This window comes from Mesorhizobium sp. B2-6-2 (genome assembly GCF_006440615.1).
Lineage (GTDB): Bacteria > Pseudomonadota > Alphaproteobacteria > Rhizobiales > Rhizobiaceae > Mesorhizobium.
Genome location: NZ_VFUG01000037.1, coordinates 1 through 9565 on the forward strand (window position 1 = coordinate 1; position 9565 = coordinate 9565).

The window sequence follows — 9565 nt, forward strand, 5'->3', positions numbered from 1 at the left end:
AGATCAAGCTTGCCGTCACTGACAATGGCCAAGGCATTCCGGACGACGCCGATCGCGCCCGCGCCACCGAGCGCTTCGTGCGCCTGGAAAAGAGCCGCTCGCAACCGGGCTCGGGCCTCGGCCTCAGCCTGGCCAAGGCAATCATGACTTTCCACAACGGCGGGCTTGATCTTTTGCCCGCCAATCCCGGATTGTCCGTGGTCATGAGTTTCCCGTTGCGGGAGACGCATTGACAGCGCGGACAAATGGCGAAGAAGAAAATCGAATCCGAGTTCCGGCTTAGCCCGACAGTGGCGCTCCGCCCCCTCGACGCGGAGCATGCCCGGCGCGAATTGTCGGAAATCGCCGATGCCGCCGCGGAAGAGGGGCTTTCGCGCCTCGCTACGTTCCTGGCGGGCGAGGGGCCACTGCAGGACCTGCTGGCGGCCGTCTTCGACCTCTCGCCCTTCCTGCGCGATGTGGCGCGCCGGCGGCCGGCCATTCTCGACGCGCTGTTCGACCGGAAAATCGAAGCGCGGCTCGGCGCCATCGGCGAAGCGATCGGCGGTGCGGCCAGTACGGATGACGCCTCCGAATCGAGCCTGATGATGGCGCTGCGGCAATGGAAGACCGAAGCGCATTTCCTGATCGCGCTGGCCGATCTTTCGGGCGAGGCGGAGACCGCGGTGACGGTGCGCCGTCTCAGCGATCTCGCGGATGCCTGCACATGCGCCGCCGTCGATTTCCTGCTGCTCGATGCGAACCGGCAAGGCAAGCTCAATCTGCCGGATCCGGCGCAACCGGCGAAGGATTCGGGCTGGATCCTGCTCGGCATGGGCAAGCTCGGCGCGCATGAGCTGAATTTTTCCTCCGACATCGATCTCGTCGTCTTCTTCGATCCGGAGGCGCCGGCCGTCATCGATCCGCTCGACGCGACCGAGCTGTTCTCGCGCCTCACCCGCCGGCTCGTGCGCATCCTGCAGGACCGCACCGAACATGGCTATGTGTTTCGCACCGATCTGCGGCTCCGCCCCGATCCCGGCTCCACGCCGCTGGCGATCCCCGTCGAGGCAGCACTTCGCTATTACGAAGCGCGCGGCCAGAACTGGGAACGCGCGGCCATGATCAAGGCGCGGCCGGTTGCCGGCGACCTTGCCGCGGGCGCGGCCTTCCTCAAGGAATTGCAGCCCTATATCTGGCGCAAATACATGGACTATGCGGCGATCGCCGACGTCCATTCGATCAAGCGCCAGATCCATGCCCATAAGGGCCATGGCGAGATCGCGGTGAAGGGCCATAACGTCAAGCTCGGACGCGGCGGCATCCGCGAGATCGAGTTCTTCGTCCAGACCCAGCAGCTCATCGCCGGCGGCCGCTTCCCGGAGCTGCGCGGCCGCGAGACGGTGCCGATGCTCGCAGCGCTCGCCGCGCGCGGCTGGATCACCGCCGACGCGCGCGACGCGCTCACCCGGCAATACTGGTTCCTGCGCCGCGTCGAGCACTCCATCCAGATGGTGGCGGACGAGCAGACGCATATCCTGCCTGAGGAAGACGAGGAGCTTAAACGCATCGCGCTGATGCTGGGCTTTGCCGGCGAGGCGGAATTCACCCAGGCCTTCCGCGCCTCGCTGCAGCAGGTCGAGCGCCATTATGCGGCGTTGTTCGAAACCGCTCCCGAGCTTTCGGCCGGCGTCGGCAACCTGGTCTTCACCGGCGATGTCGACGATCCCGACACGCTGCAGACGCTCGATCGCCTGGGCTTCCAGCGGCCGAGTGACATCTGCCGTGTCATACGCGGCTGGCATTTCGGCCGCTACCGCGTCACCCAGTCGGCCGAGGCGCGCGAGCGGCTGACGGAATTGACGCCGGCGCTGCTCAAAGCCTTCGGCCAGACGCGGCGCGCCGACGAGGCGCTGATGCGCTTCGACGAGTTCCTCGCCGGCCTGCCGGCCGGTATCCAGCTTTTCTCGCTGCTGCAGTCGAACCCGGCGCTGCTCAAGCTGATGGCGACCATCATGGGGGCCGCGCCTCGGCTGGCGGCGATCATCACGCGTCGTCCGCATGTCTTCGACGGCCTGCTCGATCCGGCATTGCTCACCGAACTGCCGGATCGCGCCTATCTCTCGGCCCGGCTTGCCGCCTTCATCGAGGGCGACCGCGCCTATGAGGATGTGCTCGACCGTCTGCGCATTTTTGCCTCCGAGCAGAAATTCCTGATCGGCGTGCGCCTGCTTGCCGGCTCGATCGATCCCGCGCGCGCCGGTCGCGCCTTCTCCGATCTCGCCGATCTCACCATCGAAGCGGCGCTTCAAGCGGTGATCGCCGAATTCGCGCTGCGCCACGGCAGCATCGCCGGCGGCAGGGTGGCGTTGCTCGGCATGGGCAAGCTCGGCAGCCGAGAGCTCACGGCGGGTTCTGATGTAGATCTCATCCTGCTCTACGACCACGACACCGGCGCCGAGGACTCCGACGGCGAGAAGCCGCTGGCGCCTTCGCATTACTACACCCGCATGACGCAGCGCCTGATCGCGGCCGTTTCGGCGCCGACGGCCGAAGGCCTGCTCTACGAGCTGGACCTGCGCCTGCGTCCATCAGGCAACAAGGGGCCGGTCGCCACCCATATCGACGCGTTCAAGAAATATCAGCGCCAGGATGCGTGGACCTGGGAACACTTGGCGCTGGCACGGGCCCGCGCCATCGGCGGCGACGCCGAACTCTGCGCCGAGCTCGAGACGGAAGTGGCGGTGGTACTGGCGCAGCCGCGCGATGCCGCCAAGGTCAAAGCCGAGGCCTCGGAGATGCGGGCGCTGATCGAGAAGGAGAAGGCGCCGCGCGATCTCTGGGACATCAAGCTGATCCCGGGCGGGCTCATCGACCTCGAATTCATTGCCCAGGTCGCGGTCATCATCGGCAAAGTCGAAGCGGGTCGCCGCGTAACCGCGACCGCCGACATTCTGGCCCGGCTTTCTCCGGACTTCGCCGCAGCCGATATGCGTGACGAGCTTGGCGAGGCTTATCGGCTCTATCTGGCGCTGACCCAGATGATCAGGCTTTGCCTAACCGGCGAATTCCAGCGCGACGATGTCCCGCCGGGGCTTGCGGACCTGCTTCTGGCGGTCACCGATCTGCCGGATTTCGCTGTGCTGGAAGCACATCTGAAGGAGACGTCACGGAGGGTCAGGCAGGACTTCGACCGACTGCTTCGCATAGGCGCGGCCTCGCGCGGTTAAACTGCGTCTCATTCCTTCGCGCCAGCGTTACTAATGTTCGAAGAAAATCAGGCCGCAACCCTCACCGCCGCCGGCGCCTTCTTCAGGGGAATGCGCACCGACACGATGGTGCCGACGCCTTCGGTCGAGCGGATCTTCAGCGCGCCGCCTTGCAATTCGGCCAGCGAGCGCGAGATGGCGAGCCCGAGGCCCGAACCGGTGTGGTTCTTGGAGAACTGGTTCTGCACCTGCTCGAACGGCCGGCCGAGCTTGCTCAGCGCTTGCTTGGGGATGCCGCAGCCATTGTCCTCGATGGTGAGCAGCAGCGCGCCCGACGTGTTGCGCGCCCGGACCGTGATCTTGCCGCCCTGTCCGGTGAACTTCACCGCGTTGGAGAGCAGATTGATGGCGATCTGCTTGATCGCGCGGCGGTCGGCATAGAGCCGCATCGTATCGGCGATGCGCGTCTCGACATTGATCGACTTTTCCGCCGCCTGCAGCGAGATCACCCGCACCGTTTCCTTGATCAGCGGGCAGAGGTCGATCTCCTCGTGGTCGAGCGAGAACTGGCCCGCTTCGATCTTCGACATATCGAGGATGTCGTTGATGACGCCGAGCAGGTATTTGCCGCTGCCGTTGATGTCGGTGGCATATTCCTCATAGCGCTCCGAGCCGAGCGGTCCGAACAGGCCCTGCTGCATCAATTCGGAGAAGCCGATGATGGCGTTGAGCGGCGTGCGCAATTCATGCGACATGTTGGCGAGGAATTCCGACTTGGCGCGATTGGCCGCCTCGGCGCGCTCGGTTTCCTTCATGTATTTGCGGTTGAGCTCGACCAGTTCGCTGGCGCGTTCCTCCTCGGCGCGCCGCGCGAGGCTGAGATCGTGGATCGTCGCCATCAGCCGGCGCTCGCTGTCGACCAGCTTTTCCTGATGCAGCTTGATCTGGGTGATGTCGGAGCCGACCGAGACGACGCCGCCGTCGCGGGTCCTGAGCTCGTTGACCTGCAGCCAGCGGCCGTCGGCAAGCTGGCGCTCGAGCGTGATGCCGCCATGCGGCCCGTTGGCATTGGCCAACCTGCGCTCCGAGGCGAAGGCCAGCATGCGCTGCTCCAGCATATCGCGGGTCGCGCCCGGTACCACGTCGCGATCCGACAGCCCGTTGTCCTTCTGGAACTTCGAATTGCACATGATCAACCGTTCGGCGGCATCCCACAGCACGAAGGATTCGTTGATGTTCTCGATCGCTGTCCTGAGCCGCATGTCGGCCGCTTCCGAACGCAGCGCCAGGTGCCGCTGCTCGGTGACGTCGACGGCGATGCCGATCAGCTGGATCTCCGGCGCCTCCGGGTCGATCACCTGGGCGCGGGCTCGCATCCACACCCATTGTCCGTCGGCGTGGCGCATGCGGAAGACCTGGTCGATATGGTCGATCTCGCGTTCGATGATGCGGTTAGCGAGCTCGAACAGGTCGCCGTCTTCCGGGTGGATGATCTCGTCGACCTCGCCGAAGGAGAGCATCGTATCGCAGGGCTCATAGCCCAGCATGTCGTACATCGAGCGCGACCAGTACATCTTGCCGCGCACCATGTCCCAGTCCCACAAGCCGCAGCGGCCGCGCACCAGCGCCATGTCGATGCGCTGATGCGCTTCGAGATAGATGCGGTCCGCCGCCTGGGCGCGCGCCGCCTGGCCGAAATAGGCGTAGAGGATGACGATCAGCACGCCCGCCGTCAGCACGAACAGCGTGACGTTGAGCGACATCGACTTGCGCCAGCTGTCGAACACCGCTTCCTGCGGCACCAGCACGGCGGCCGCGTGTTTGCGGTCGCCGCCGAGGCTGACGGCGGCAAACCAGTCCTGTCCTGAGATGCTGACATCCATCACGCCGGCACGGTCGCCGAACATGAACAGCGGCTGGCCGCCCAGTACGAGGCTGTCGAGTGTGCGGCCCTGCCAGCCCGTGGACAGCGGCGAGACGGCGATGACCTTGAAGTCGGCGTCGGTGATGGCAAGCACATGGGCGCGGCTCATGGCGCCCTGGCGGCTGGTGTTCTCCAGGAGGCTTATGGCATTGACGCCGGCCGCGCTGGGGTCCGCGGTGATCGCCTGCGCCATCTGGCCGGCGGCCAGCGCCAGCACCGCCTTGGCGTCGCGCTCGATCTCGTCATGCTCGTTCATCAGCGACAGGAAGCGCAGCGCGGCGATGACGATCAGGAAGATGACGATCAGCGCCGGGATCGACCGGCGCAGCAGCGGCTCGGCGGCCAAGAGCCGCTGATAAGTGGGTTCGGCGATCAGGCGCGCATTGCCGGCAAGTCCGTCGCTCCTTGCCTTGCGACGCGCAAAAGCCTTCCCTCCGGGCGCGCCCCACGCGTCCGCCTTGGCCATAAATGGCACTCCCCGATTTGCCGCATACTTGGATGATCCGGCTACGCCGCACGCCCCGAATCGCCATTAAAGAATCAAAGCCGATTCGCCTTGTCCAGAGGCGCGGGCGAAAAAGATTAAAAGTTGATTGAAATTCGTCCTTTTCCCTTCTCCCCTTGTGGGAGAAGGTGGATCGGCGCGATAGCGCCGAGACGGATGAGGGGTGTTCCAGCGGAGTGAGACGTCGGTGTCATCTGGAGCACCCCTCATCCGTCGCCTTCGGCGACACCTCCCACAAGAGGAGAAGGCAAAAGGCGCTACGCCAGCGTCCGCTCGACGATATCGCGCAGATCCGCCGACAGGTTCTCGACCTTCGCCATGTCGAGCAGCGCCTGCCTGGCCTTGGCTTGACGTCCAGGCTCCAGCGAGCGCCAGGAGCGTAGCGCCGTGGCCAGCCGCGCCGCCACTTGCGGGTTGCGCTTTTCCACTTCCAGCACCGTCTCGGCGAAGAAACGGTAGCCTTCGCCGTCGGGGCGGTGGAAGCCGGTCTGGTTGGCGCTGGAGAAGGTGCCGATCAGAGAACGCACCCGGTTGGGGTTGGCGATCGAGAAAGCCGGATGCTGCATGAGCTCGCGCACTTTCTCGACGGTCCTTGCGCCGGGCACGCCGGCCTGGATCTGGAACCATTTGTCGAGCACCAGCGCGTCGCCGCGATAGCGGACCTCGAAAGCGGCCAGCGCTTCTTCGGCCTCGGCCGTGCCTGAATGGCGATGCGCCAGCACGGCGAGCGCCGCGGCGCGGTCGGTCATGTTGGTGGCGGCGGTGAAGTGCCGCGCGGCGAGGCCCGCGCCGCCCGGCAGCAGCGAAAGATAGTCGAGCAGGATGTTGCGCAGGGCCCGGCGTCCGGCGCTCGCCGCGTCCGGACTGAACGGCCCGTTGTCGGCAAGCCGGTCATGGAGCGCCGCGAAGGTCTCGCGGTTTGCCTCGGCGATCGCCCGCGCCAGCGCCTCGCGCGCGGCGAAGATGGCGTCTGGATCGATGCCCTTGCCGATGTCGCGGGCGATGTCGGCTTCACCGGGCAGCGACAGCGCCAGTGCCCGGTAGGCCGGCTCCAGCGCCTCGTCGCCGGCGATCCTGCCGGCAAGCGCGGCGAGCCGTGCCGCGAAGACCGGCTCCCTGCCGCCGAGGATCTGGCGGAAGGCGACGATCAGCGCGTCGGTCAGCAGCGTGTTGAACGCCTGCCAGCGCGCGAAGGCGTCGCTGTCGTGCGCCGCAAGGAAGAACTGGTCGTCGGCCTTCTGCTGCACGGAAAGCGTGATCGGCGCCGAGAAGCCGCGGTTGAGCGACACCGAAGGCCGTTGCGAAATACCCGAGAAGCGCACCGTGTGCCGGCGCTTGCGGATATGGATGACACCGTCATCCACCGTTGCGCCCTCGACGGCCGTCCAGGTGACGGGCTTGCCGTTGGCACCGACCAGGCCGAAGGCTAGAGGGATATGCATCAGCCGCTTGCGGCTTTCCGACGGCGTCGGCGGCACCGACTGCTCGATCTCCAGGGTGAACTCCTTTGCCGCCGCATTGTGCGTGGAACTCACCGTCAGGTTCGGGGTGCCGGCCTGGTGATACCAGAGCGCGAATTGCGCGAGGTCTCTGCCGGAGACGTCCTCGAACACCTTGAGGAAATCCTCGATGGTCGCCGCCTCGCCGTCATGCCGCTCGAAATAGAGGTCCATGCCGGCACGGAAGGTCTCCGCGCCGAGGATGGTGCGGATCATGCGCACCACTTCCGAGCCCTTCTCGTAGACGGTCGCCGTGTAGAAGTTGTTGATCTCGCGGTAGCGGCGCGGCCTGACCGGATGCGCGAGCGGCCCCTGGTCTTCCGGGAACTGGTGCGCGCGCAGGGTGCGCACTTCGGCGATGCGCTTCACCGCCCGCGAGCGCTGGTCGGCCGAGAATTCGTGGTCGCGGTAAACCGTCAGCCCTTCCTTCAGGCAAAGCTGGAACCAGTCGCGGCAAGTGATTCTGTTGCCGGTCCAATTGTGGAAATACTCATGCGCGATGATCGCCTCGATATTGGCGAAGTCGGCATCCGTCGCGGTCTCCTCGTCGGCCAGCACATATTTGTCGTTGAAGACGTTGAGGCCCTTGTTCTCCATGGCGCCCATATTGAAGTCGGAGACGGCGACGATGTTGAAGACGTCGAGGTCGTATTCGCGGCCGAAGGCTTCCTCGTCCCATTTCATCGAGCGTTTCAGCGCGTCCATCGCGTAGCCGGCAAGCCGTTCCTTGCCGGGCTCGACATAGATGCCGAGCTCGACCTCGCGGCCGGACATGGTGGTGAAGCTGCCAGCCACCTTGCCGAGCGCGCCCGCCACCAGCGCAAAAAGGTAGGACGGTTTGGGGTAGGGGTCGTGCCAGACCGCATAATGGCGTCCGTCGGCGAGCGCGCCGCGTTCGACGGGATTGCCGTTTGAAAGCAAGAGCGGCGCCTCGTTGTGCGGCGCTTCGATGCGCACGGTGTAGACCGACAGAATATCGGGACGGTCGAGAAAATAGGTGATGCGGCGAAAGCCCTCGGCCTCGCATTGCGTGCAATAGACGTTGCTGGAGCGGTAGAGGCCCATCAGCGCCTCGTTGCGCGAAGGCGCGATCTCCGTCTCCAGGCGGAGCTCGAAGCGCTGCGCCGCCGGCGGCTTCAGGATCGTCAGCCGGTCCGGCGTCGCCTCATACTCGCCAGCTGCGAGCACATGACCATCGATGTCGACGCCGAGCAGCGTCAGCCCGTCGCCGTCGAGCACCAGCGACGCCGAGGCGGCGACGCCCTCGCGTCGCTCGATGGTGAGCAGCGCGGTCACATGGGTCGCGTCCGGCGACAGGCGGAAGTCGAGGCTGGTCCTCGGGATGAGATAGTCGCAGGGGCGATAGTCCTCGAGCTTGAAGACATGGCCGGTATCTGTGCGCATTCGTTGAGCTTTTCCTGTCGAGGCGGCCAGCCGGCCTGGCTGGTCCAAGAATTTTGAGAGTGCGCGCTCTTTACACGAAACGGCCACTCGACAAAACTGCGGCATAATTTGTGTTTCGCAATTCCGGACGGAAAACCGTTACACACTTTTCCTGGAATTGCTCTTGGCCTATTTCGCGGCTTCGTTTCCCGACCATCCTTACGAGGCAAGATGACCGTCGATCATGCCGTCGGCCACAACACGCTGCGCGGCATCACGCTGAAGATCGTCTCGGTGACGGTTTTCGTTGGCATGCAGACCTGCATCAAGGCGGCCGGCGACGTGCCCGCCGGACAGATCGTCTTCTTCCGCTCCTTCTTCGCCATCTTCCCGATCATCGCTTTCCTGGCCTTCAAGGGTGAGCTCGCCACCGCGTTCACGACCGGGCGGCCGTTCAACCATATCGCGCGCGGTGTCGTCGGCGTCGGCGCCATGGGGCTTGGCTTCTTCGCGCTGACCAGGCTGCCGCTGCCGGAGGCGATCACGCTGAACTACGCCCAGCCGCTGCTGGTTGTGGTGTTCTCCTCTGTCTTCCTCGGCGAGACGATCCGCGTCTACCGCTGGAGCGCGGTTGCGGTCGGTCTTGCCGGCGTGCTGATCATCTCCTGGCCCGAGCTGACGCTGCTCAATTCCGGTGAAGGCCTCGACGACCAGGAGCTGCTTGGCGTCATGGCCGCGCTGATCGCCGCCGCGATTTCGGCGGTCGCCATGCTTCTGGTGCGCAATCTCGTGCAGACGGAGAAGACCGCGACCATCGTGCTGTGGTTCTCCTCGACGGCTTCGGTGTTGTCGCTCTTCACGCTGCCCTTCGGCTGGCAGGCCCTGACGCCGATGCAGGCCGCGCTCCTCGTCGTCGCGGGCTTCTGCGGCGGACTCGGCCAGATCCTGATGACGGCGGCCTACCGCCACGCCGAAGCCTCGGTCGTGGCGCCGTTCGAATACACCTCGATGATCCTCGGCGTCGTCGTCGGCTATTTCGTCTTCGGCGACGTCACGCTGTCGGAGC

Annotated in this window: 5 protein-coding genes; 3 read left to right on the forward strand and 2 right to left on the reverse strand. The window is 65.4% G+C overall.

All coding sequences use genetic code 11. The annotated features are described in order from the left end of the window. Both FJ419_RS30410 and FJ419_RS30415 read left to right on the forward strand, forming a co-directional pair. Positions 1-233 (forward strand): sensor histidine kinase (locus tag FJ419_RS30410; RefSeq protein ID WP_140700810.1); only part of this gene is annotated, 233 nt, incomplete at its 5' end. Between the two features lie 12 nt (positions 234-245). Beyond that, a complete protein-coding gene (locus FJ419_RS30415; RefSeq protein ID WP_140700811.1) occupies positions 246-3209 on the forward strand; it encodes a bifunctional [glutamine synthetase] adenylyltransferase/[glutamine synthetase]-adenylyl-L-tyrosine phosphorylase in 2964 nt (987 codons plus the stop codon). Between the two features lie 47 nt (positions 3210-3256). On the opposite strand, the gene FJ419_RS30420 is transcribed toward FJ419_RS30415, so the two are convergent. Next, complete coding sequence (locus FJ419_RS30420; RefSeq protein ID WP_140700812.1) at positions 3257-5578, reverse strand: PAS domain-containing sensor histidine kinase; 2322 nt, start codon at positions 5576-5578, stop codon at positions 3257-3259. A gap of 296 nt (positions 5579-5874) precedes the next feature. Next, complete coding sequence (pepN, locus tag FJ419_RS30425) at positions 5875-8520, reverse strand: aminopeptidase N (protein ID WP_140700813.1); 2646 nt, start codon at positions 8518-8520, stop codon at positions 5875-5877. A 210-nt stretch (positions 8521-8730) separates the two neighbouring features. Between pepN and FJ419_RS30430 the strand changes: the two genes are divergently transcribed. Next, positions 8731-9565 (forward strand): DMT family transporter (locus FJ419_RS30430; RefSeq protein ID WP_140700814.1); only part of this gene is annotated, 835 nt, incomplete at its 3' end.